Annotated in this window: 18 protein-coding genes and 1 pseudogene; 6 read left to right on the forward strand and 13 right to left on the reverse strand. The window is 52.5% G+C overall.

Annotated elements, in window-relative coordinates:
* Nucleotides 1-13: 13 nt before the first annotated feature.
* A complete protein-coding gene (hsdR, locus tag AAYN39_RS20150; protein WP_001043493.1) occupies nt 14-3,523 on the reverse strand; it encodes a type I restriction-modification system endonuclease in 3,510 nt (1,169 codons plus the stop codon).
* Between the two features lie 197 nt (nt 3,524-3,720).
* Here hsdR and AAYN39_RS20155 point away from each other — a divergent pair, with 197 nt between their 5' ends.
* From AAYN39_RS20155 to AAYN39_RS20165, 3 genes are all read left to right on the forward strand, one after another.
* Nucleotides 3,721-4,635, forward strand: a complete 915-nt coding sequence (locus tag AAYN39_RS20155) for a restriction endonuclease (RefSeq protein WP_000290515.1) — start codon at nt 3,721-3,723, stop codon at nt 4,633-4,635.
* Between the two features lie 252 nt (nt 4,636-4,887).
* Nucleotides 4,888-5,175 (forward strand): BrnT family toxin, encoded by a 288-nt coding sequence (locus tag AAYN39_RS20160; RefSeq protein WP_001131963.1) that lies wholly within the window; start codon nt 4,888-4,890, stop codon nt 5,173-5,175.
* On the forward strand, nt 5,162-5,464 hold the full coding sequence (locus AAYN39_RS20165; protein ID WP_000063142.1) for a BrnA antitoxin family protein: 303 nt from the start codon (nt 5,162-5,164) through the stop codon (nt 5,462-5,464). Before AAYN39_RS20160 ends, AAYN39_RS20165 begins: the two co-directional genes overlap by 14 nt.
* A gap of 74 nt (nt 5,465-5,538) precedes the next feature.
* Here the strand turns inward: AAYN39_RS20165 and yjiA are convergent, their stop codons facing one another.
* The 3 genes from yjiA to btsT form a co-directional block, all read right to left on the reverse strand.
* Entirely contained in the window at nt 5,539-6,495 is a 957-nt protein-coding gene (gene yjiA, locus AAYN39_RS20170; RefSeq protein ID WP_000187846.1) for a GTPase, read from the reverse strand.
* 10 nt (nt 6,496-6,505) lie between these two features.
* Entirely contained in the window at nt 6,506-6,709 is a 204-nt protein-coding gene (locus AAYN39_RS20175; protein WP_000460616.1) for a YbdD/YjiX family protein, read from the reverse strand.
* A gap of 94 nt (nt 6,710-6,803) precedes the next feature.
* Nucleotides 6,804-8,954 (reverse strand): pyruvate/proton symporter BtsT, encoded by a 2,151-nt coding sequence (btsT, locus tag AAYN39_RS20180; RefSeq protein WP_000379910.1) that lies wholly within the window; start codon nt 8,952-8,954, stop codon nt 6,804-6,806.
* A 366-nt stretch (nt 8,955-9,320) separates the two neighbouring features.
* Here btsT and tsr point away from each other — a divergent pair.
* Nucleotides 9,321-10,981: pseudogene (gene tsr, locus AAYN39_RS20185) on the forward strand (methyl-accepting chemotaxis protein).
* Between the two features lie 168 nt (nt 10,982-11,149).
* On the opposite strand, the gene opgB reads toward tsr, so the two are convergent.
* The 6 genes from opgB to AAYN39_RS20215 all read right to left on the reverse strand — a co-directional run bounded on the left by opgB (nt 11,150) and on the right by AAYN39_RS20215 (nt 16,855).
* Nucleotides 11,150-13,441 (reverse strand): phosphatidylglycerol--membrane-oligosaccharide glycerophosphotransferase, encoded by a 2,292-nt coding sequence (gene opgB / locus AAYN39_RS20190; RefSeq protein ID WP_001292715.1) that lies wholly within the window; start codon nt 13,439-13,441, stop codon nt 11,150-11,152.
* 282 nt (nt 13,442-13,723) lie between these two features.
* Nucleotides 13,724-14,185: a DUF2501 domain-containing protein gene (locus AAYN39_RS20195; RefSeq protein WP_001090314.1), complete on the reverse strand. Its 462-nt coding sequence runs from the start codon at nt 14,183-14,185 to the stop codon at nt 13,724-13,726.
* A gap of 57 nt (nt 14,186-14,242) precedes the next feature.
* On the reverse strand, nt 14,243-14,980 hold the full coding sequence (dnaC, locus tag AAYN39_RS20200; protein ID WP_000799923.1) for a DNA replication protein DnaC: 738 nt from the start codon (nt 14,978-14,980) through the stop codon (nt 14,243-14,245).
* A 2-nt stretch (nt 14,981-14,982) separates the two neighbouring features.
* Entirely contained in the window at nt 14,983-15,522 is a 540-nt protein-coding gene (gene dnaT, locus AAYN39_RS20205) for a primosomal protein DnaT (RefSeq protein ID WP_000098578.1), read from the reverse strand.
* 92 nt (nt 15,523-15,614) lie between these two features.
* Nucleotides 15,615-16,088, reverse strand: coding sequence for a threonine/serine exporter (locus AAYN39_RS20210; protein ID WP_000511327.1), 474 nt, complete (start codon nt 16,086-16,088; stop codon nt 15,615-15,617).
* Nucleotides 16,079-16,855 carry a threonine/serine exporter ThrE family protein gene (locus AAYN39_RS20215; RefSeq protein WP_001779376.1) on the reverse strand — a complete coding sequence of 259 codons (777 nt, stop codon included), beginning with the start codon at nt 16,853-16,855 and terminating at the stop codon, nt 16,079-16,081. The genes AAYN39_RS20210 and AAYN39_RS20215 overlap by 10 nt, the downstream gene beginning before the upstream one ends.
* 712 nt (nt 16,856-17,567) lie before the next feature.
* Here AAYN39_RS20215 and AAYN39_RS20220 point away from each other — a divergent pair.
* Nucleotides 17,568-18,293 carry a response regulator transcription factor gene (locus AAYN39_RS20220; protein ID WP_000936654.1) on the forward strand — a complete coding sequence of 242 codons (726 nt, stop codon included), beginning with the start codon at nt 17,568-17,570 and terminating at the stop codon, nt 18,291-18,293.
* Nucleotides 18,254-18,928, forward strand: coding sequence for a DNA-binding transcriptional activator BglJ (gene bglJ, locus AAYN39_RS20225; RefSeq protein ID WP_000431546.1), 675 nt, complete (start codon nt 18,254-18,256; stop codon nt 18,926-18,928). Before AAYN39_RS20220 ends, bglJ begins: the two co-directional genes overlap by 40 nt.
* 50 nt (nt 18,929-18,978) lie before the next feature.
* On the opposite strand, the gene AAYN39_RS20230 is transcribed toward bglJ, so the two are convergent.
* From AAYN39_RS20230 to AAYN39_RS20240, 3 genes are all read right to left on the reverse strand, one after another.
* Nucleotides 18,979-19,437 carry a YbaK/EbsC family protein gene (locus tag AAYN39_RS20230; protein WP_000058267.1) on the reverse strand — a complete coding sequence of 153 codons (459 nt, stop codon included), beginning with the start codon at nt 19,435-19,437 and terminating at the stop codon, nt 18,979-18,981.
* A 150-nt stretch (nt 19,438-19,587) separates the two neighbouring features.
* Nucleotides 19,588-20,376, reverse strand: a complete 789-nt coding sequence (fhuF, locus tag AAYN39_RS20235; protein ID WP_000331545.1) for a siderophore-iron reductase FhuF — start codon at nt 20,374-20,376, stop codon at nt 19,588-19,590.
* Nucleotides 20,377-20,496: 120 nt separating this feature from the next.
* Nucleotides 20,497-21,561 (reverse strand): GGDEF domain-containing protein, encoded by a 1,065-nt coding sequence (locus AAYN39_RS20240; RefSeq protein WP_000211217.1) that lies wholly within the window; start codon nt 21,559-21,561, stop codon nt 20,497-20,499.
* Nucleotides 21,562-21,809 lie beyond the last annotated feature (248 nt).

A 21,809-nucleotide genomic window follows, 5' to 3' on the forward strand; every position in this document is an offset into this window, starting at 1 on the left:
GGATGATACCCTCTTAAGCCAGCTCGTCCCAGATATAATCGCTGAACTTATCCAGCACGCTGTCGAGGTTGTCGTCAAAGGTGCGCTGTAACATGGACTTACCGCCGCGACGGTGGAAATTGCCGGTTTTGAAGACGTCGTCGTCGAGCACCACTTTCTCTTTCAGCGCCTGCGCTAAACGGTCGAGCCAGCTTAGCTGCTCAGGGCTCCAGTCGTTCTCGCCTTTGATACGCGCCAGCGCGTGATCGACACGCTCGTCGAACGGTTTGAGCGCATCGCCCACCGCCGCACGGCGGATATGGCCGATCAGGCGGGCGGCAATATCTTCATTGCGTGTTTCTTTCCACGCGCTGCGCAGAGAGGACTCTTCAAAATGCTGGCGGTCAAACCACTCCTGCAATTCCACCAGCCCTTTACGGGTGAGGTCACGCGGACGATTGATCACCGCCTGCAGCGCCGGCTGGGCGTTAGGGGCGTGTTGCACCAGCGCATCGAACGCTTCGAGAAAGTCCTGCGGCGTATCGTAGTCGCCGTACAGCGATTTGACGCTCACCACCTCATCGTCAATATCGAGGAAGATCGGCGCATCGCGCAGGGCGTTGATATCGGTTTTCAGCCTTTCGAGGCGGGCGATAAAACCAGGAAGCTTATTGAAAATCTCGGCGCTCCAGTGCGGCCCTTTTTCCCGCAGGCGCGAAGCCAGACCACCAAAGTTAACGCCCGCGGCATCCAGGCACAGTTCGTCCAGACGACGTACTTGCTTATCCACCGTTTCGCTGTGGTCACGGTTATAGGTGGCAAGACCGATAATCCGCTGCAGCTTAGCGACCAGCTGTTCATGGCTGTGTTCGGCAAAACTGCGGCCATCCGCTTCAATGGTTTTGTAGGTTTCTGAGTCGGTAATTTCGTTGACCAGCGTTTGCAGCTCCACCTGCGGACGCACAACCACCGGGCGCATGGTGTCGACGCTTTCCAGCGAACTGTAGATATCCACGCAGTCGTAAATCTTAAAGCTGGTTTTCCCTACCGACGGGCACAAACGCGTGGCACGGCCCTTCATCTGCTCGTAGAGAATGCGGCTTTTGACTTTGCGCAGGAACACAATATTACAGATAGACGGAATATCCACACCGGTGGTCAGCAGATCGACGGTGACCACGATATTGGGCAACCGCTCTTTGTTGAAACGGACGATCATGCTTTGCACTTTCTTCGCGTCTTTATCGGCATCACCGGTGATCTTGATGATCGCGTCGTGCTCAAGCTGCGGATACTTTTTCTTAAACGCGGTACGCAGTTCGTCAACCACCATGTCGGCATGGGCGTTGGTGACGCAGAACACCAGCGTTTTTTGTTGCCCGATGGGATCCAGGTATTTGGTGAGCTCGCCGCATACCGCGCGGTTAAACGCCGGGATCACCAGGCCACGGTTAAAGTCGGCGACCTCAAAATCCTGATCGTCGGCCAGCGTGTCGTTGATCAGCTCGCCCTGTGGGTTCAGGCGCTCCACCTGTTCACCCTCGGAAAGATAGACCCCATCCTGCGCGTTGCGGGTGACGATCTGAATAGGGGGATCCTGATCGATCAGGTAACCGTCGATCACCGCCGTACGGTAGGTGTAGCGGTAAACCGGTTCGCCGAAAATCTCCACTGTATGCAGCGCTGGCGTGGCGGTCAGGGCGATTTTTACCGCATCGAAATGGTCGAGAATGCGACGGTAGGCGGAAACGTAATCCAGCTGGCTGCGGAACTGCAGCTCGCCCTCGGTTTGCTCTTTATCGAGAATGTAGCCGCGGTGTGCTTCATCGACGACGATACAGTCGTAGCGGCCAACCGGCATTGGCTCATCGGATTGCAGCGTACGCTTGACCAGTGACTGCACCGTGGCGACGTGAATTTTGGTGCTGTCTTCCGGGAATTTGTCGGTCAACCCTTTGATATCAAAAATGCTGTTAAAGGTGTCGCCGTTAATGCGCGTGTCTTCAAACGACCCCAGCGCCTGTTCGCCAAGCGAGCGACGGTCGACCAGGAAAAGAACGCGTTTGAAACGCTGCGACTGGATCAGGCGGAACATCAGGGCGATGGCGGTACGGGTTTTACCGGTACCGGTCGCCATCGCCAGCAGGATCTCTTGCTGGCCGTTAACGATAGCCTTTTCCACCGCGCGGACGGCATCCTCCTGGTAATAGCGCAGGCCGAGTTCGCTCATTCCGGGGTTTTCAGCAAACCACTGGTTTTGTTTCTGCGGGTCGCTGCCCAGCATATCCAGCAGCTCTTCCGGGCGATGCCATTCCGGCAGCGCTTTTGACATATTGGTGGTGTGTCGGACATCGCGATACCAGATACCGCTTTTGGTCTTCATCGCTGCGCGGTATTCGCGCCCGTTGGTGGAGTAGCAGAAGGGGATTTTAAAGCGCTGTTTGCCGCTGGTGTCCTGCCAGCTGATTTCATACTCTGGCACGGCGTCATGCACTTCGTCGGGAGCGTAGTGCTCCAGCAGCGTGTCGCGTAAAAATCCGTTATCGAAGTATTTACTGTAGCGGTAAGACTCGTTGAGCTTGCTGAAGACATCGGTATTTTTGCGTTTCGCTTCAACGACGGCGATGGGCTTCAGGCCAACGAACAATACGTAATCGGCAAAGCCTGTTTTTCCCGTTTCATCTGTACCCGTTGGCCATTCGGCAATCGCTTTATTGACGCCGGGTTCCGGGCGAGCGCCTTTGGCAAAGCGCAGCGTTTTACTGTCGGCCTGCCAGCCCGCTTTGCGCAACTGGGCGTCGATCAGGAAGCGGCTCTCTTCTTCGCTGAGATTCAGCGTGCGCTTGATAGCCTGATCGGTGATCTCTTTGTGATAGGCCTTACGTTCCTGTTCGGTTTGCTTCGCCAGTTCGGCATCTTTTGCCGCAAGCTGTGCCTCCAGCGCGGCCAGACGTGCTTTGGTCTGGGCTTCGGTTTCCTGCTGTTTGCCCTCAAGGATGGCAATGTAGCCGTTGAGCGCAACCAGTCTTTGCTGCTGAGCTTCCAGTTCGGCCTGACTTTGTACTTTCTCTTGCGCCTGACGTTCCAACTGTTGTTTCAGCGTCAGCACTTCCTGGTGATAAAGATTCTCGCCGTGTTCTGGCAGAACAAACATCGGCACCGGGAAATCGTAATCTTTGGTTACCAGTCGGTAGTACCAGACGCTGAGGCGGAACCCGAGCCGCAGGCACATCTGGGCATCGTCCAGATCGTTATGAAATTCGTGGACGGCCAGGTTACCGATACGGCGCAGCTTATGGAAAACAGAAAGGATGCTGTCATCAATAAACGCAATCTTGCCCAGTTCGCGTAGCAGGTCATGTTGGTTTTCGCAGACGGGTATATCCAGCAACTGGCCGAGATGTTTCGCGGTGGCTTCGCCAAACATGCGCATTTTTATCAGAGTGGTATTAGGATCGTCCGGATAGTTGTTTTCCGCCGCGCAGGCGATGGCGTAAATGAAGTCGTTGACGCCTTTGAGAAAGTCGAAGTTAGATTTGTTCATTTTTATCTATCCGGTTCCTGAGCGGGAAGACGTTATTACCTTGTGCCGTAAAGGGAAAATAACAGACCCATGGTAGACTTCATATTGTGTGTGATCAACGAACAATCAGAGAGTAACTGCTTCTTTCCTAATGTTTTCCTGAAGAGTATCGTTCTCCGGCGGGGTATCTAATCTATATCAATAGCAGGGATGGATTTATGGCTGTTCCAACATATGACAAATTTATTGAACCAGTGTTGCGTTTTCTGGCCACTCGACCCGAGGGCGCTTTGGTCAGAGAAGTGCGTGAAGCTGCAGCCGAAATGCTTGGGTTAAATGAGCAGCAGCGTGCAGAGGTGATTACCAGTGGACAACTGACGTACCAGAACCGCACCGGTTGGGCGCACGATCGTCTCAAACGCGCCGGGTTATCGCAGAGCCTATCCCGGGGAAAATGGTGTTTAACACCAGCGGGAATGAGCTGGGTTGCCTCGCATCCGCAGCCGATGACCGAGCAGGAAGTGAGTCATTTTGCTTGTGATTTTAACGGCGTAAAGCTCAGTAAGCCGGCAGATGCGGTGGCGTTAGATCCACAGCCAGAATCGATTGAGGATGATGAGCTTGCCAGAAGCAGCCCGGACGATCGCCTGGAGCAAGCGCTCAATGAGATTCGTGAATCTGTTGCCGAAGAATTGCTGGAGAACCTGCTTCAGGTTTCGCCGGCGCGTTTTGAAGTGATTGTGTTAGATGTGTTGCACCGCCTGGGATATGGCGGTCATCGCGGTGATTTGCAGCGCGTCGGGGGAACCGGCGATGGCGGCATTGACGGTATTATCTCTCTCGATAAGCTCGGGCTGGAAAAAGTCTACGTTCAGGCCAAACGCTGGAAAGGCACCGTCGGGAGCGCTGAAGTCAGGGGCTTTTATGGTGCATTGCCTGAGCAAAAAGTGAAACGTGGCGTCTTTATTACCACCTCAGGCTTTACGGCGCATGCCAGAGACTATGCTAACAAAGTTGAAGGTCTGGTGCTGGTGGATGGCGACAGGCTGGTGCATCTGATGATTGATAATGATATTGGCGTATCCTCACGTTTACTCAAGTTGCCAAAGCTCGATATGGATTACTTTGAGTAGTGGTAACGCTGGAACCTGATTACGGGTAATTGAGATGGACCACGTTGTGGGCACCTGTGTTTCCTCTCGCCCAGAAATCACGTGACTTTCTATGGCTGCGTATCAGCCTAAACCCATGCCTTCTGCGGCCTACTCTTCTGGTCAATTTTCTTTTATCTCGAATACGCAAATTGTGAAGCTATTTCCAACAATCCAGGTATAATCGTAAGATAATTGTATATACATTTTTGTATATACAATTAGGGAAAACACATGCCGATGGAGTTTGAATGGGATGCGAACAAGGCTAAAAGCAACCTGAGGAAGCACGGTGTCCGCTTTGAGGATGCGGTACTGGTGTTTGACGATCCCCGACACCTGTCACGTCAGGAGCGTTATGAGAATGGAGAATATCGTTGGCAGACCCTCGGCCTTGTTCATGGCATTGTGGTCATTCTGGTTGCTCATAGCGTTCGGTTCGAAAGTGGTTTTGAAGTTATCCGTATCATCAGCGCTCGTAAGGCAGACAGAAAAGAGAGGAATCGTTATGAGCATGGTTAAACATAAACGCGGCAACGCATCCGCGCTGAGTGCTCAGCATGAGGCTGAACTGAAGGCGCTGGCGAAAAAATCAGATGATGAGATTGATTACAGCGACATTCCCGCTTCGGAGGATGGACAGTGGTCTGAAGCAGTGCGTGGTAAGTTTTTTCGCCCGTTAAAAACTCAGGCCTCGGTGCGTATTGACGCCGACGTTATGGAATGGCTGAAACGGCCAGGAAAAGGCTACCAGACGCGGCTGAATGCCATTCTGCGCGAAGCGATGCTGCGCGAGCAAAATAAGAAATAGCCAGAAGATGCCGGATGGCGGCTGCGCCTTATCCGGCCTACAAATTCCCGCCAGGCCAGATAAGCGCTTAATGGTTACTTCCTTAACCCCGCAAACGCCGCTCTGATCTCGTCTTCCGGCAACTGGATCCCGATAAACACTAGCGTGCTATGCGGCGTTTCGTCGCCCCACGGTCTGTCCCAGTCGGCGCTGTAGAGACGCTGCACGCCCTGGAACAGCAGGCGGTTGGGTTCGCCGTCGATCCACAGCATCCCTTTGTAACGCAGCAGTTTATCCGCTGATTCCAGCAGCAGGTTTTCCATCACCCGCGAAACCTCGCTGATATCCACCGGGTAATCCAGTTCCACCACAATTGACGACACATCGTTCTGTTTATCGGCAATAAAGTGGAAACGCGGTTGGCTTGCCAGCACGTTCTCTTCCAGCATAAAGCCGCTGGTATTAAACAACTGACTCAGGTCAATATCGCCGTGTACCACGGTGTAAACCGGGGCGCGGGCGTTGATACGCGCCAGCCGCTCGCGCAGTTTCTCGCTGTCGCCTGCCACGTCGGTTTTGGTCAGCAGGATACGGTCGGCGTAGCCTATCTGCGACTGGGCGATGGTGAACTGGTTCATCTGCTCGTTAGCGTGCACCGCGTCGACCAGCGCAATCACGCCGTCTAACAGGTAGCGTTCGCATAATACGTCATGGTAGAAAAAGGTCTGAATAATCGGGCCGGGGTCGGCCATGCCGGTGCATTCAATCACCAGGCGGTCGAAAGCAATATCGCCGCGGTCGCGGCTGTCGAGCAGGTCTAATAGCGCATCTTCCAGCTCGTTGGAGCGGGTACAGCAGATGCAGCCGTTAGTCAGGGTTTTGATCTGTGTGGCGCGATCGCCAATCAGTTGATCGTCAACGGAGACTTCGCCAAATTCGTTTTCGATAACGGCGATTTTAAAACCATGTTGTTCGTTGAGGATATGGCGTAGTAGGGTGGTTTTGCCGGCACCAAGAAAACCGGTAAGTAGGGTAACTGCAATCGGGGTCATAGTCTCTCCATTAACAACAGCGCATACCGCCTTTGCCATCGCCGCCGTAACGTGCTTGCTGACGTTCGCGGAAGAACTCTTCATAGGTCATGTACGGCTTGTCGGGATGGTTGGTTTTCATGTGCTCGACATAGTTGTCGTAGTCCGGAATACCAATCAACATTTTTGCCGCCTGGCCGAGATATTTTTTTGCCTGACCTAAAGTATCAAACATTCTGCCGTCCTGTTAATGAATAAAGCCGGATGGCGGCTTGCGCCTTATCCGGCCTACACTAGCCGGGATCGCTGTGCGCTACCCGGCATCAGTTTTAGTGGTGTGAAGAGATCTTCACGCCGCCTTCCGGCACGGGCACATACGGGGTTTCTTTATCGGTACGTTTATCGCTGTTGCGTACCTTCATCCAGGTGGTGAAACCGTAGAAGATAATACTGTACACCACCACCAGGAACAGAATACTCAAACCAGCGTTAGTGTAGTTGTTCACCACGATATGGTTCATATTGGCAATCTGCTGCGCGGTCAGGTTGGTGCCGTTGGCAATCTTCTCTTTATACAGGTTTGCCATGTAGAAGAAACCTTCCATCTGTGGGTTGGCGCTGAACAGTTTCAGGCCCAGTGCCCAGGTGGTGCAGATCAGCAGCCATACCGCCGGGATTACCGTCACCCAGATGTACTTGGTGCGCTGCATTTTGATCAGTACCACGGTGCTCAACACCAGCGCCACGGCGGCCAGCATCTGGTTAGAGATACCGAAGAGCGGCCACAGGCTCTTCACGCCGCCCAGCGGGTCGACCACACCCTGATACAGCAGATAGCCCCACAAACCGACGCAGCCTGCGGTACCGATGATACCCGCGACCAGAGAATCGGTTTTTTTCAGGAACGGGACGAAGTTACCCAGCAAATCCTGCAACATAAAGCGGCCGGAACGGGTACCCGCATCCAGTGCGGTCAGGATAAACAGTGCTTCGAACAGAATACCGAAGTGATACCAGAAGCCCATATCCGCCATCGGCAGGACTTTGTGGAACACGTGCGCGATACCTACTGCCAGCGTTGGCGCGCCGCCTGCGCGGTTCAATACTGACGGTTCACCGATATCTTTCGCAGTTTGCAGGATTTGTTCCGGGGAAATCACAAAGCCCCAGGAGCTGACGGTCGCCGCTGCATGTGCAGTAACGTCTTTCAACTGCGCCATAATCAGCGGCGCGTTCTCGCCGCCCATCTCGTGCAGGTTTGGCATGGTAATGCCCAGACCTGCCGGCGGGGTGTTCATCGCGAAGTAGAGACCCGGTTCAATGATCGAGGCCGCCACCAGCGCCATCACCGCAACAAAGGACTCCATCAGCATCGCGCCGTAGCCGATAAAACGCGCATCGGTCTCACAGGCCAGCAGTTTCGGTGTGGTGCCGGAAGAGATGAGCGCGTGGAAGCCAGAGACGGCGCCACAGGCGATGGTGATGAACAGGAACGGGAACAGAGCGCCTTTCCACAGCGGGCCGGTACCGTCGACATACTGCGTCAATGCTGGCATTTTCAGTTCCGGGTTGAGGATCACAATCCCCAGCGCCAGACCGACGATCACGCCGATTTTCAGGAAGGTAGCGAGATAGTCGCGCGGGGCGAGGATCAGCCATACCGGCAGCAGCGCGGAAACAAAGGCGTAGCCGATCAGCGCGAAGGTAATGGTGGTGTCTTTAAAGGTCAGCGCCGGGCCCCAGTACGGGTCGTGGGCAATTACGCCGCCGAAGTAAATAGACGCCACCAGCAGCACGATACCAATAACGGAGACTTCGCCTACGCGTCCCGGACGCAGGAAGCGCATGTAGATGCCCATAAACAGCGCAATCGGCACCGTTGAGCAGACAGTGAAGACGCCCCACGGGCTTTCGGCCAGCGCTTTAACCACAATTAATGCCAGCACCGCGAGGATGATGATCATGATTAAGAAGCAGCCGAATAGCGCGATGGTGCCTGGAACGGTCCCCATCTCTTCTTTGATCATCTCGCCAAGAGAGGCGCCGTTACGGCGGGAAGAGATGAACAGCACCATAAAGTCCTGCACTGCGCCCGCGAGCACTACGCCCGCCAGCAGCCACAGTGTCCCCGGCAGATAGCCCATCTGCGCGGCCAATACCGGCCCGACCAGCGGACCTGCGCCGGCGATGGCGGCGAAGTGGTGACCAAACAGCACGTAGCGGTTAGTCGGCACGTAGTTCAGGCCGTCGTTATTGATAACCGCCGGCGTCGCGCGCGTCGGGTCGAGTTTCATGACCTTCTGGGCGATGTACAGGCTGTAGTAGCGGTAAGCCACCAGATAGACGGAAACGGAAGCGACCACGATCCACAGGGCGCTCACGTGTTCACCCCGACGTAGGGCAACGACCGAGAGGCAGAAAGCACCGATGATTCCGAGAATCACCTGGGGTATGTGCTTGAATATCTTTTTCGTATCCATAGTAAAACCTGGTTGTAAGTTTAATTATCAGCCGAAGCTGGGTGGACATTGAGTTCGTGTTTGAGGAGGTAGATTGACTGCTATGCTGAGAGGATCTTGCCAGATCATCGCGCGCGTAAAGTTAGGTAAATCAGTGAGTGGTTGTATGGCGGTTTAAGCGGTCGGACGTACCGGTAAGCGGTTTCGCGGAGGAGGGCGTGGGCTATTTTATGTGATTGAGATCACGATATAAAATGGGACGATCCTTGTTGCGCGGGGCGTCATAACGACTTCACTGAGCTAATCGTGATATTAATGGCGCGCATCCCATAAAGTTTTCCCTTTCCAGGCCGAAAATTCTGTATCTGTCTAGCGGAAAGAGAAAACATGTTAAAGCGAATTAAAATTGTTACCAGCTTACTGCTGGTATTGGCGCTATTTGGCCTTTTACAACTGACATCCGGCGGGCTGTTCTTCAACTCGCTGAAGAATGACAAAGAAAACTTCACCGTATTGCAAACCATTCGTCAGCAGCAGTCTGCCCTGAATGCAATCTGGGTGGAACTGTTGCAAACGCGTAATACCCTGAATCGCGCGGGTATCCGCTGGATGATGGACCAGAGCAATATTGGCAGCGGCGCAACTGTCGCTGAACTGATGCAGGGGGCGACCAATACGCTGAAGCTGACCGAAAAAAACTGGGCGCAGTATGAGGCGTTACCGCGCGATCCACGTCAGAGTGAGGCGGCTTTCCTTGAGATCAAACGAACCTATGATATCTACCACGACGCGTTGGCGGAGCTTATTCAGCTTCTTGGCGCGGGTAAGATTAACGAGTTTTTGATCAACCGACTCAAAGCTATCAGGACGCTTTTGAGAAGCAGTACATGGCCTATATGCAGCAAAACGATCGTCTGTACGATATTGCTGTTGAGGATAACAACAGTTCCTACAACCAGGCGATGTGGGTACTGGTCAGTGTGCTGATTGCCGTTCTGGTGGTCATTATCGCCGTCTGGTTCGGCATCAAACTGTCGCTTATCGCCCCGATGAATCGTCTGATTGAAAGCATTCGTCATATCGCCAGCGGCGATCTGGTGAAGCGTATCGACGTGGAAGGCTCCAACGAAATGGGGCAGTTGGCTGAAAACCTGCGTCATATGCAAAGTGAACTGATGCGTACCGTTGGCGATGTACGTAACGGCGCGAATGCAATCTATAGCGGCGCCAGCGAGATTGCGATGGGCAACAACGATCTCTCTTCCCGTACTGAGCAGCAGGCAGCGTCTCTGGAAGAGACCGCCGCCAGTATGGAACAACTGACCGCCACCGTGAAACAGAACGCCGAAAACGCCCGTCAGGCCAGCCATCTGGCGCTGAGTGCGTCAGAGACAGCGCAAAAAGGCGGCAAAGTAGTGGATAACGTCGTACAAACAATGCGCGATATCGCCTCCAGTTCGCAGAAAATCGCCGATATTATCAGCGTAATCGACGGTATTGCTTTCCAGACCAATATTCTGGCGCTGAATGCGGCGGTAGAAGCGGCGCGCGCAGGCGAGCAGGGACGCGGGTTCGCGGTGGTGGCCGGTGAAGTCCGTAATCTGGCCCAGCGTAGCGCGCAGGCGGCACGGGAGATCAAGAGTCTGATTGAGGATTCCGTGAGCCGTGTTGATGTAGGTTCGACGCTGGTCGAAAGCGCCGGTGAAACCATGGATGAGATCGTCAATGCAGTTACCCGCGTGACCGACATTATGGGCGAGATTGCCTCGGCGTCTGACGAGCAAAGCCGTGGTATCGACCAGGTGGGCCTGGCGGTAGCGGAGATGGATCGCGTAACGCAGCAGAACGCCTCGCTGGTGGAAGAGTCCGCCGCCGCGGCTGCGGCGCTGGAAGAGCAAGCCAGCCGTCTGACCCAGGCCGTCGCGGTGTTCCGTATTCACCAGCAACAGCAGCGTGCGCGTGAAGTGGCAGCGGTAAAAACCCCGGCAGCCGTGTCGTCACCAAAGGCCGCTGTGGCCGACGGCAGCGATAATTGGGAAACGTTTTAAGGGCGTAGTGGTGAACAGTCGGCCTACAGACGACCGTAGGCCGGATGAGATGTTCACACTTTTGCCTGATGGCGTAGCGCTTACCAGGCCTATGCGCCAGTTTATTGATAAAGATGATGTGTAGGCCGGGTAAGGCGTAGCCGCACCCGGCATATATGACATTCTCTTTTAACTCTCAACATTCACCACTTTGATCTCCACCATGCCAATCCCCAATTTGCGCGGCGAATGGCCCAAAATATTACCTTCGTTGGTGGAGACGGGAGCGGGCGGCGCAATGACTAAGGTATTCGCGTCCGTCGGGTTGTTGAAATGCAGCGTGATAGTGGACACATCGTGACCCAGCACCAGCGTCTGTTCTTCGTTGCCTACGCGTACCGGAATCGGCCGATTCGCGTTGTCGCCGAAGGCTTTGGCGGTGATCACCAGATCAAACTTTTTCGGCAGCGGCGCTTTATATTCGATTTTAACCTCATCGCCCAACTGCGCATTTGACCAGCGCCCCCAGGACTCCGGCCGGGAAATGCCGCTAAACTGCTTCACCTCCTCCGGCGCGCCCGCCACATTAAAAATAAAGCTATCGGCTTTATAACGAATATCGTTATCGACAATCTTTAAGGTATCGACGTTGCCTTTGTAGCGCTCCATATCGATCATCGTGTCTTTAAACGCCGTCTTACCCTGCCACTGCGCTTTATCAACATGCTGTACGGTTTGCTGCCCGCCAAGCTGTCCCTGCGAGACGCACCAGTCGGTAGAGAGCGCCAGCGCCGGCGCCCATAGCTGCGCCATTTTGTAGCAGCGATCGATCCAAACGAAATTATCGCGCGGGGCGAAGTCGGCCAACTGGAACCGTAGCGGAGCGGAGTATTCACTTTCCGGTAACGGCTCGACGCGCTTATCCGATACGCGCAGTAGTAACGGCAGGCGGAAGTGGCTCCCGGAAAACGCGATCATGTTTTTGTCCCGATCGACGGTAAAATCTTTTATCTCTTTCGGGAAATTCCACAGGCGAATGATATCCGGCTTCATCGCCAGCACTTTCTCTTTTACATTCAGGAACACTTCCGACAGCGACTGCCCGGAAAGGCTGCTACGTCCCAGACCGATAAAATTATCGCCGCCGAGAATATCCAGCACCGTTGCGCCGTTGTCCATCGTGTTGCGTTTGACCGCCAGCGTCTCCTGCTGCGGTTTATCGCCGCGCAGAATGAAAAACAGATTGTTGCGATCTTGCTTATTCAGGTATTTCCAGGCCGTATTGTTCATCGCCAGATGGTCGGAAGAGACGACGATAACGGTATCTTTAAACCACGGTGACGCTTTGATTTTGTTGATAAACTCGGCGATGTTTTCCTGGCTGCAACTTACGGTGCTAAAGGACTGGTTGGGCTTGCCGTCGTAATCGTAGCGTTTACGGTTGCAGGTGCGTGAGATAAACCCGTCCGGGTGGTGAGTATCTACGGTCAGCGTAAACAGCGAAAAACGCTGGCCTGAGCGGGAAAGCGCTTCAAATTTCTTCCATGCCTCATCAAGCACCGTATCGTCGTAGAAGCCCCAGTCGTTACGATAAGACGGGTCCGCCACCACCGTTTTTAGCTCTTCAGCGCCGTACAGATGATCAAATCCGTGTGATTTCAGGAACACGTCTTTCCCGGCAAAACGCAGGTTAGCGCCCTGCACGAAATAGTTCTGGTAGCCGGAGTTTTTCAGAATATCGCCGAGGCAGATATTCTGCGGGAAGAAGCTGGAAACCGACGCGGACGCATTGCCCTCAAACGGCGCAAACAGCGGAATACCACACTGGGAAGCCACCATCCCGGCGATGGTGTAATCCGTTCCCGGCAGTTGCATGGTATGGCTGAAATCCAGCCCCTCATTTTTCAGCGCGCCCAACTCTGGCGTGAGATTGGGGAACGCGTCATTATCAAAATAGGTCCGTTCCAGGCTCTCGCCGTAGATATAGACCAGATTGAGCTTCGGATGAGGAATGGTTTTTGCTGGTTCTTTATAATAAACGGCAAAATCCGGATCGCCATCGCGCATTTGTGATTTTACCAGTTCGGTAATCTGGCGAAACGCCGGGCTGGCGTCGACCGAACCCAACGCCAGCAGTAACGCCAGCAGGCTGTAACCGACATGATGAGGATGGTGACGGCGGCGGCGTAGTACCCATCCCAGCGCGCCGAATACCGCCACTAACGCCAGGGCAATGCCGATTCCCGGCAGAATATATTTGCCGACTCCCGCTCCCGTCAGACTATTCGTGAGCGTATAAAGCACTGCGTCGTTGATCCCGTCGCCGGTAAAATAGTCGCTGGCATACAGGGTAATATTCAGAATGACAAAAAGTCCCAGCACCGTGAGAGTGGCGGCAAACCACCAAGTGTTACGGCCCGCCTTCCAGGCATATATCAGCACAGAGGCGAGAAACAGAGCGACAGAGAGCAACTCGGACAACTGACGATCCTCAATAAACCAGGCTTATCGCTGGCAGGAAAAAATTTCTAACAATGTAATAGCGATGTCACATTGCTGCAATTCTAATAACTTTACACGGCGCTGTTATTTAGAATGAGTTTAGAAAGTTGGTTTTTTGATCGGCATCACTTCCTGCCATAGCGGTTAATAACAGGAAAAGACGAAGAGAAAAGTCGGGTTAATGCCGTGTTGGCGGGTAAAGGGCCAAAACACGGCTTTTAACAGGGCGTCCCGGCGTGGCGCACGGTCAGAAAAGCGCAGTCAGGAGAGGAAATTCAGCCCTTGCTGCAACACCAGATCGCAAGCTTTGGTTTTCACCTTTTCCGCCAGCGGCGTACTGCCGATATTATTGAGGTTCAATTGCTGGCCGTCCTTCGTCTTGAGCAACCCTTGCAGGCCGTTCAGGTAGTTAGTGTCCTGCTCCTGCTGTGTGGTATCCAACCCTAACTTGTTCAGAATCTGATTTTTAACGTTTTCCACGTTGGTAGCGGACGCCAGTTTCTGTTTGGCGCAGTACTGCAAAATACCGGCGGCATTATTCATATTATCAGCACTGAGCGACTGGGCACCTCTGCTGAGCAGACCGGTTAGCGCAGAAAGCGACATCCCGCCCTGCTGTGCGTTCGCGCCCTGAGCGCTTAACTGACTGGCGGCAATACCGCTGGTGGAAATCAGTACGCTGGCGATCGCCGCGCAGCACAGAACATGTTTCGCTGTATTCATGGTAATCACCTGTGTTATGCCAGCTAGGCGTCGTATCGCCCTGGCGCACGTTGCAATTTAATACTCTTTACCCGTCACTCGGCTGCGGTAACTGTCCCAGCTAAAATTAACCCATAAACTGTTGCCGAGACGCATACGGTCCATGACGCGTTCGCCAAGCATTTTCGTCATCTCTTCCATATTGCTGTTCGTCAACATGCCGGTGGGACGTTTTGACGAGGAACGACGATCGACAATTTGATTGATGATCACTTTTTCATAGCGGGATTCGGTCTGCACGCCGATCTCGTCGATCACCAGCAGATCAACGTTACTCAGATCGTTAAGCAACTGCTCTTCGCTGGTTTCCCGATTGCTGAACGTGTCTTTCATCGCTGACATAATATCCGCTACGGTGATAATCAGTACCGACTTTCCGCGCAGCAGCAGCTCGTTACAAATAGCCGCGGCGAGATGGTTTTTACCGGTTCCCGGCTTGCCGGAAAAGACAAAGCTGGCGATATTGCCGTCAAATTCATCCACGTACTGTCGGGCTTTGCTTAACGCGTTCATTTGTCCGTCGCACTCAACCCGATAGTTATCAAACGAGCAGTTTTGATGCAGCGGTCGAATGCCGGAACGGTTAAAGGTGCGCTGCATTTTCATCGCCCGATTTTCCCGCGCCAGCGCTGCCGCCCGGATCTCGCCCTGCTCTTTCTGCCAGGCCAGCAGTTCTTCGCCCGTTTTAAACGCCGGCGTAATATGCGCAGGCATCATTTTTTGTAGACGCTGCATCAGGTCGCCAACATTTTTCATCGTTACCCCCTAAAACCTGGTGGAATATGATTGTCAGGTTCGCTGACGCTATTGATGTCGCGCTGCGGCATTCCGCCATTGCTGGAACGGCTGATTTGCACGCTGCGCGCCAGCTTTTGCTGCCACTGGATATGGTGAAAAACCTTACCTTCCGCCTGCCAGTAGGCGATAAACGCCGCTAGCTCTTCTGCGGTGACAGGCTCCCGAAGCGCCACGCCCCAAAGGGCAGCCTGACGCTGAAAATCCGCATCCGGTTGCCAGGCGGGATACATGGCGAATTTTCCGCAGGGAATCGCAACGGGGGCGGCTTCGGGTTCTTCGTAAAATTGCGCGTCTAACGCCACATCGCTTCCCGGACGTGATAACTTTTCTTCAAGCGCCAGCAGTTCAGCCATGCGTGCAGGCGTCACGGCATAAAAGGCAGGCGCATTATTAGCGAATACCGCCACTGCGCCGCCCGTTGACTTCGCCAGCACAGCATGATGATCGTGTAAAAGGACGTCAATACCGATGACGTCCGACGTTAAAATTCTGGAAGACATAATGTTTCTCAATATGGAACAACAACCGAGAAGGGCGACTGTTTTTATAGTACCACACAGACCTGTAAGAACAGCAGGAGGCGTTCCACCGATCACACGCGGGGGCGTTTGCGGTACAGCCATAATCCCGGTACAGAGAGGCCAATTGAGAGCGCGCCAACAATGGAAGAGGCTTTCAGAAAATTGGTCAGCAGCGTAATCATCATCGGTTCGCTATAGCCCAGATGGCTAATTTTTACTGCGGAAATCATCGCGGTATAGGCGGAAATCCCCGGAAACATCGGGATCACGGCCGCGACGGTAAACACTTTAGGGTGAGCGAGATACCAGCGTGACCACTGAATACCAATACTGCCGACCAGCAGCGAAGCCATAAACGTCGACCATTCGATATTAAAGCCTGCGCTCATCATCAGCATACGCAAGCCATGACCCAGCGCCCCCAGTAGCGCGCACCACGGAAGCGCCCGGTGGGGAACATTAAAGACCATCGCAAACCCGACGGCGGGGATCGCAGACAAGATCATGTCCTGCATTAGCGCCAGTAAAAAGTCGATTATACCCATCCTCGTAGCCCCCATATTGTCATTGACATCACTACGCCCACACAGGTGGCCAGTGTCAACAGGCTGGCGATAGCCCAGCGCGCCAGCCCGGTATTAATATGTCCTTTAAACATATCTGCGACGGAATTAATCAGCGGAAAGCCCGGCACCAGTAGCAGTACGCTCGCCGCCATGGCGATAGTGGGCGTCTGGCTAAAGGCGGGAAGGGTGAGCATCAGCCCGGAAATCGTGGTAGCGACAAAGGCGGTAATGCAAAAATTGATCTGCGGATGTAAATGCCGCTGCGCCAGCATCTGGCGGATATACATGGCTATCATACTGGCGAAAAAGGTGATAACCGCGCCATCCCAGCCGCCATTATTCAGCTTACAAAAGCAGGAGCAGGAAAGACCGACCATAAACGCCACCAGCCAGCGCGGATAACGCAGCGGGCGGAGCTGGCTAAAGCGTTTTTCCACGCCTTTGTAATCCAGCAGACGATGTTCCGCGAGGATAACGATATGCTGAACCTCCGTGACGACGTGCATATTAATGCCGCGATCCTGGTTTTTACGTGTCGATGTCAGACATTGTCCGTCTTTAATGGTCGTCAGGACAATGGCGTTAGAGGAGATCGCGCTTTCGACGCTATCTATACCGAGCGCCAAACCGAGGCGGGTGGAAAGCTCATCAACCAGTGCGCTTTCCGCCCCGTGCTGCAATAAAAGCAGCCCGCATTGAATACATAACCGTGTTACTGCTCGTTGAATTGATTGCTCTTCTTGCATGACTCGTCCTGTCCGAAAAGACATTCTATGCGCCGCCACTATGACAGAGGCTTTCTTTTTAACACGAAGCGCAGGCATGATGGCGTTGGTTAAGATCAATTTCTTGTTGATAAAAACGTCAACCACCAGACGCAACGCATAAGCTTCCTGAGACGTGCGCTTCGTCACAGGCAGGATATCCTTATGGGCGACGGTTCTCGTATGTCCGTTTCCAGAATAGAGGCATTATGCCAGTCTGGCCGCTCATTTTTGAATCAATGATGTGGTGAATTTTATCAACTATATGCATTAATGGTTTAACCACAATGGCGTGAGCAGCGGGTGTAAAAATAGGCATGACTTAGTGTAATTCGTAGATATTACATGGGTTTTATGGATGGTGGACAGTATTGTTGGGCTTTTGTTTTAGGACTCAGCAATATGAATGAAGGGCGAACTCATATTTTAAATTTATTAATATGATGCGTTTTCGTTAGAATTGCTAATGTGCAAATTTAGTTAATTTAATTGTCTTGCTTCTGGTTTTATGAGTAACTATGCGATAGTGATTTCATGTTTTTGTGCTATGTGGATTGTAGCGCAATCAATGTTAGATATTTAAAAATAAAACAAGGATAATTAATCCACTCGGCCTATATTTCTTTGCGATCATTGTTAATAGTGTTTTTATTAATGGGGCAATGAAAAGTGGCGGCGTGGGTGCGGAGGAATTATGCTGCCAGGATGCTGCAAAAATGGACTTATTATCAGTAAAACCCCTCTTATACAGGAAGGCCTTAAAGGGGCTATAACAGGTAATTTCCCCGATTATAAACTGGCGTATTGTCGTACGATAGAAGAGCTAACGCTGCTACAGCTACGCCGAAGTAATTTAGTTATTGCTGATTTAGCAGTTAACAATGCCTCTCCCCGCGCTATCTGCGAATATTTTTATAGCTTAATCTCGCAATATCGCGACATACATTGGGTATTTCTGGTTCCTAAATCCTGCTATCCACATGCGGTTGATCTCCTGATGGGCCCCGTCAGCACCTTGCTTTCAGACGAAGAGCCAATCGAGAATCTTATTAGCGTTATCCATGCGGGAAACGCTCGCTCAGAAAGAATAAGTAAAACGTTATTATCGCCTCAGGTACCGTCTGAAATTCAGCAGTCCCACGACAGGCCGATTGTCCTTACGCTGTCTGAACGAAAAGTATTACGCCTTTTAGGAAAAGGGTGGGGCATTAACCAAATTGCGGCGTTACTTAAAAAAAGTAATAAAACAATTAGCGCCCAAAAAAATAGCGCCATGCGACGCTTATCAATACACAGTAATGCAGAGATGTATGCATGGATAAACAGTTCTCAGGGAGCCAGAGAATTGAACCTACCTTCGGTATATGGAGAAACCATGGAATGGAAAACAGAATCAGCAAGAGAAATGTTGCGCTCGTAGAAAAATGCGTGATGAGCACCATTGGTATTAAAGGGCTATTTGATGCAATGCCGGATTGCCGACATACGCTTCATATTTTTTCAAAACCATCCGCGTTTTATAAGGCTGCGCTAAAGACGCCGTTTTCTGCCGTTATTTTTTCTCTTTCTGCGTTAAGAACTGAACGCCGGACAGGATTATCCAGCCTGACGGAACTGGCGATAAATTATCCCCATATGCGGCGTCTGGTGATTGCCGATGATGATGCTGAAGCCCGCTTAATCAGCGCATTATCCCCGCTGCCGCTGGATGGGGTCATCAGCAAAGCGTCGCCGTTGGATGTTTTACAGGATGCCTTATTTACATCGCTTAATAGCGCCCGGCGGACAACGGAGCGTACAGACAATCTTTGGGAACTTCACCAGAATTGTATGCTTAGTCCAACCGAGCGGGAGATTCTGCGTTTCATGTCGAACGGCTACTCAATGCCGCAAATTGCCGTCCAGTTAGAACGTAACATTAAGACTATCCGGGCGCATAAGTTTAATGTGATGTCCAAGCTGGGCGTGAGTTCTGATGCCGGGTTACTCGATGCGGCGGATATTCTGTTATATCTGCGCGCCGGAGATGCTACCGCGCTCCAGCATCGGGTATAGCCCGCGCCGGATGCGCCGTGCTTGTTCGGGGAATCCGGGTGTCAGGCACGTTATTGGCACACGTCTACCCAGGTCGCCGATGTCAGTTCAGCCATTCTTTCCGGCGTGATGCGTACCGCGCTGTGCGTGGCGCCTGCGGCAGGCAATACTTCGTTATACCCCTTCAGAGAGATGTCGCAATAAACGGGCAGCGGGTGCTCCAGCCCGAAAGGACATACGCCGCCGACAGGATGTCCGGTTGCATTGACCACTTCATCGCTGCTCAACATACGGGCTTTTGCGCCGAAAGTGGTTTTAAGCTTCTTATTATCCAGGCGGGCATCGCCTTTCGCGACCACCAGGATAATGGTGTCTTTTACTTTAAGCGAGAGCGTCTTAGCTATCTGCCCTGGCTCTACGTTGTGCGCTTTGGCTGCCAGTTCGACAGTCGCTGTACTTTGATTTAATTCGATAATTTCAATATCGGGAGCATGAGCGGCCAGAAATTGCCGTACAGATTGCAGACTCATTCTTCTCTCCTGAGACCTTACCAATAGCCACGGTAGACCCAAAAATGGCAAAACGTAATTTGGCATACGGAGAGCGCCGCTGTAAATATAATAATGTGACAGGCCAGCAGCAGTAAGCCGTGACGATAACTGAAGGCAACGTAAAGCGGTTTACTTTAGCGTGCAGTCGCCGCACTGCTGTACGTCAGGTAAGCGGTAACGTTGGCAGCAGGTTCTGCGTACCAGAAGACCGTCGCGCATTACGACGGTCCGCCACAGCGGGTTATCCTGACCGTCGGATAGCTGCTTTTCAAAAAAACAGCGCTGGCGTAGCGTTGCCAGCAGGGCTTCGCCAAGCAGCGGTTTCATCTCAGTCAGATACCAGTTGATTAAATAACCGGTATTGCTCCAGATAAGTTTCGCGTTGATGTCGCCAGTCGCCTCCAGCGCCTGAATGACCGGCTGTAGTGCGGAGACTATTAGCGTTTCCATTCGTTCTTCCGGGGAACGTTCCGTTGCCAGGTTATCCTGATGCACATCAAGCCAGAAACACGCGGCGCGCCCGGTTTCATGAAATTCAACGTGAATATGTTCTGCCGAGACATTGATAGCGCGCGCTTGCGTCAGTAATGCCAGCATCAGCGGCGGCGTCATCAGCCCGATATACCATTGCGCCCACAGGGAGAGTAACGGCTTATTTTCACGTGGCAGGCCTGGCGTGTGCCGATAGATGTGATCGGAATAGGCGGCCAGCAATGAACGAAACGTCGCGGGGCGCGTCCACTGGGCAAGAGTCATCGCCGTTGGCGGCGGCGTTTCATCCAGCCGGATGAAGTCCAACAGGTGCTGACGGGTAGAGGCGATCGTCTCGCGTACTGCGTCCGCCAGCGAGGCGTCTTCCGGCTGGGGAGCAGCTCGCCAGATAATATCGTCAGCAATCGGTGCGGAACGGTAGGCCATAGCGCAGTTTAATGATGTTAATCTAAATGATAATGATTGCTAATCCTATCGATAGCGATAAACGATGGCAAGCGGTTTATGGTTAACGCTGTTGGCGTAGCACGATTACGCCAACAGGATTCATAGGGCGCGCATGTCGTCGCTGACCAGAATGTGGTTACGTCCAAGATGCTTGGCTTCGTAGAGCGCTTTATCCGCTTTTTCGATAGCGTCTCCGATATTGCGATCCGTCAAGGGCGCAATGCCGATACTGACAGTGACATTGGTGGCGACGCTTTCGTTAAACATATGCGGGATTTTAAGATCGTATACTTCCTGTCGGATACGTTCTGCGGTAGCGCGGGCTTGCTGTGGTTCGGCGGTGGTCAGCAACACCAGAAATTCTTCCCCGCCAAAACGACAGACGACATCGCGCGATCGCACGGCGTCCCGAATTGCCGCTGAGACGCGGATTAACGCCTGATCGCCCATCATATGACCGTAGTGATCGTTATACGCTTTGAAATGATCGATATCCAATAGCAGGACGTAGTGTTCATGGCTGCCCGGCGCCTGTAACGTATCCAGCCGATTTTGCAGGCCACGGCGGTTATATAAGCCGGTTAATGGATCAAGCATACTCAGGCCATTGAGGGTTTCCCGCTCGGCCAGCAGCTTAAACATGAGCTGTTGGGCAAAATTATCGTAGCGTTTCTGGATAACATGTTGAATAGCGATTCCCACCATTGGCAGGGCCAGCAAATAGAGAATTCGCAAACCTTGTTCATTACCGTTCAACCACAGGCAGACCGCGACTGGCGGTAGCGAATAGAGCGTAAACGCGACGATATTCGCGGCAAAGGCTATCGAGCCGATAAACAGAACGCTAAGCAGGGAGATCAGTAAAAAAGAGAAATCATAATGGCCTAACGCCGGATACTTTAGCGCAATACGCGCCGCCCATATTCCCCCAAAGAGTAGGGAGATAAAGGGGAGGTTAATTCTTTTTTGCCCATATTTCCCATGCCATATCAACAGTAATACGCTCAGGCCCACTATCCCGATCATTGGCGTGCAAAATACATTGATCTGATAAAGGGGGAAAACGAGAGTAAATAGCGCCGACACGGCGCTGAGAAACAAGAAAAGACGTAAAGAAAACTGATACTTCTTAATACGAAGCGATCGCCAGGATGGTGTTGTCATGGGTAATTGTCGTTATTTATCAGTGATATACACGGAATCGGGCGCCAACATGAAAATAACGTATGAGAAAAGGTCGCCTAAAGCGAGGTGTTGTTGTTTTTACGTTAACAGTCGGACAATTTATCACCTTACTGAATACGTGTCATCAACCGTTAAGTAAAACTCATCTCTTTAGCTTTCTCCCTGGCTGACAAATGAGAAAATATATCATATGATATTGGTTATCATTATCAATTCCAGAGGTGAAA

It is taken from the genome of Salmonella sp. K21076 (genome assembly GCF_039650795.1).
Taxonomy (GTDB): domain Bacteria; phylum Pseudomonadota; class Gammaproteobacteria; order Enterobacterales; family Enterobacteriaceae; genus Salmonella; species Salmonella enterica.

What these genes read in the sequence shown, in the direction of transcription:
- AAYN39_RS20195 (WP_001090314.1), bottom strand. Translation starts at nt 14,185, where the DNA reads ATGAATACAGCGAAACATGTTCTGTGCTGCGCGGCGATCGCCAGCGTA.
- dnaC (WP_000799923.1), bottom strand. Translation starts at nt 14,980, where the DNA reads ATGAAAAATGTTGGCGACCTGATGCAGCGTCTACAAAAAATGATGCCT.
- btsT (WP_000379910.1), bottom strand. Translation starts at nt 8,954, where the DNA reads ATGGATACGAAAAAGATATTCAAGCACATACCCCAGGTGATTCTCGGA.
- AAYN39_RS20160 (WP_001131963.1), top strand. Translation starts at nt 4,888, where the DNA reads ATGCCGATGGAGTTTGAATGGGATGCGAACAAGGCTAAAAGCAACCTG.
- yjiA (WP_000187846.1), bottom strand. Translation starts at nt 6,495, where the DNA reads ATGACCCCGATTGCAGTTACCCTACTTACCGGTTTTCTTGGTGCCGGC.
- AAYN39_RS20230 (WP_000058267.1), bottom strand. Translation starts at nt 19,437, where the DNA reads ATGAGTCTGCAATCTGTACGGCAATTTCTGGCCGCTCATGCTCCCGAT.
- AAYN39_RS20165 (WP_000063142.1), top strand. Translation starts at nt 5,162, where the DNA reads ATGAGCATGGTTAAACATAAACGCGGCAACGCATCCGCGCTGAGTGCT.
- AAYN39_RS20220 (WP_000936654.1), top strand. Translation starts at nt 17,568, where the DNA reads ATGCTGCCAGGATGCTGCAAAAATGGACTTATTATCAGTAAAACCCCT.
- hsdR (WP_001043493.1), bottom strand. Translation starts at nt 3,523, where the DNA reads ATGAACAAATCTAACTTCGACTTTCTCAAAGGCGTCAACGACTTCATT.
- dnaT (WP_000098578.1), bottom strand. Translation starts at nt 15,522, where the DNA reads ATGTCTTCCAGAATTTTAACGTCGGACGTCATCGGTATTGACGTCCTT.
- fhuF (WP_000331545.1), bottom strand. Translation starts at nt 20,376, where the DNA reads ATGGCCTACCGTTCCGCACCGATTGCTGACGATATTATCTGGCGAGCT.
- AAYN39_RS20240 (WP_000211217.1), bottom strand. Translation starts at nt 21,561, where the DNA reads ATGACAACACCATCCTGGCGATCGCTTCGTATTAAGAAGTATCAGTTT.
- AAYN39_RS20210 (WP_000511327.1), bottom strand. Translation starts at nt 16,088, where the DNA reads ATGGGTATAATCGACTTTTTACTGGCGCTAATGCAGGACATGATCTTG.
- AAYN39_RS20175 (WP_000460616.1), bottom strand. Translation starts at nt 6,709, where the DNA reads ATGTTTGATACTTTAGGTCAGGCAAAAAAATATCTCGGCCAGGCGGCA.
- bglJ (WP_000431546.1), top strand. Translation starts at nt 18,254, where the DNA reads ATGGAAAACAGAATCAGCAAGAGAAATGTTGCGCTCGTAGAAAAATGC.
- AAYN39_RS20155 (WP_000290515.1), top strand. Translation starts at nt 3,721, where the DNA reads ATGGCTGTTCCAACATATGACAAATTTATTGAACCAGTGTTGCGTTTT.
- AAYN39_RS20215 (WP_001779376.1), bottom strand. Translation starts at nt 16,855, where the DNA reads ATGCAAGAAGAGCAATCAATTCAACGAGCAGTAACACGGTTATGTATT.